Below are 1011 nucleotides of genomic sequence, written 5' to 3' on the forward strand. Positions count from 1 at the left end.
GCCACCGCAGAAGAACGCCGCGAATTCCTGCAATGGATTGCGGAATAACCGGCCAGCCGATAGCGGAAATGGCGTAACGCCATTTCCGTCATCCGATACGAAGCCGCTGCAGGAACGGAGCGCAGCGAGGCGGCAAAATTTTTAGAGAATGTCAGGTCCANCTATAGAAACCTGTCAGGTTCGGCAAGTCCTGATCGCCCTTTGGGCAATTCCTTGCTTCGCAAGGTTCGCGCCCTGGAAGGGCACTCCTACAGCAACCTTGTAGATAACGTTGTCGCCCGCCGCTCACTCCCCTTGAATGGTCGCCACGACCCGCCGTGCACCACCGTGGTCGCGGTGCTCGCACAGATAAATGCCCTGCCAGGTCCCCAGCGCCAGCCGCCCGGCCCGGATCGGGATTGTCAGCGACGGGCCGATAAGTACGCTCTTGATATGCGCGGGCATATCATCCGGCCCTTCCAGGGTATGCTCATAGTACGGCGCGTTCTCCGGCACCATCACATTCAGGTGTCGCTCCAGATCCCCGCGCACATCCGGGTCAGCATTTTCATTGATGGTCAGCGAGGCGGAGGTATGCTGAATAAACAGATGCAGCAAGCCCACCTCTATCTCCGCCAGCACCGGCAAGGCAGTTACCACCTCCCGCGTTACCAGATGGCAACCGCGCCGTTGCGCCGGCAACGTGACAATGTCCTGAAACCACATCTTCGTCCCCTTTAGACCTTGGCCCCTAATGCCGAACACGGCAGACTCGACGGTCTGTATTTTTACCGCACAGCATTCAAGGGGTATGCATGAAACTCAAAGGCCAGACCATTGTACTCACCGGCGCCTCCAGTGGCATCGGCGCGGAAGCAGCCAGGATCATGGCAAGAAAAGGCGCCACGCTGTGCCTGGTGGCACGCCGGGAAGAGCAGCTTCGCGAGGTTCAGCAAACCATTCAGGAACAGGGCGGCACCGCCTTTATCTACCCCTGCGACCTCAGCGACAACACGGCCATTGAAGCCTGCG

Annotated in this window: 2 protein-coding genes; one reads left to right on the top strand and one right to left on the bottom strand. The window is 59.1% G+C overall.

Going from position 1 to position 1011, the window contains the following annotated elements; all coding sequences use genetic code 11:
- Positions 1-285 precede the first annotated feature (285 nt).
- On the bottom strand, positions 286-705 hold the full coding sequence (locus A3754_RS06420) for a secondary thiamine-phosphate synthase enzyme YjbQ (RefSeq protein ID WP_063519121.1): 420 nt from the start codon (positions 703-705) through the stop codon (positions 286-288).
- Positions 706-794: 89 nt separating this feature from the next.
- Between A3754_RS06420 and A3754_RS06425 the strand changes: the two genes are divergently transcribed.
- A partial coding sequence (locus A3754_RS06425) for an SDR family oxidoreductase (RefSeq protein ID WP_156496857.1) occupies positions 795-1011 on the top strand: 217 nt, incomplete at its 3' end.

Source organism: Alcanivorax sp. HI0083 (assembly GCF_001635175.1).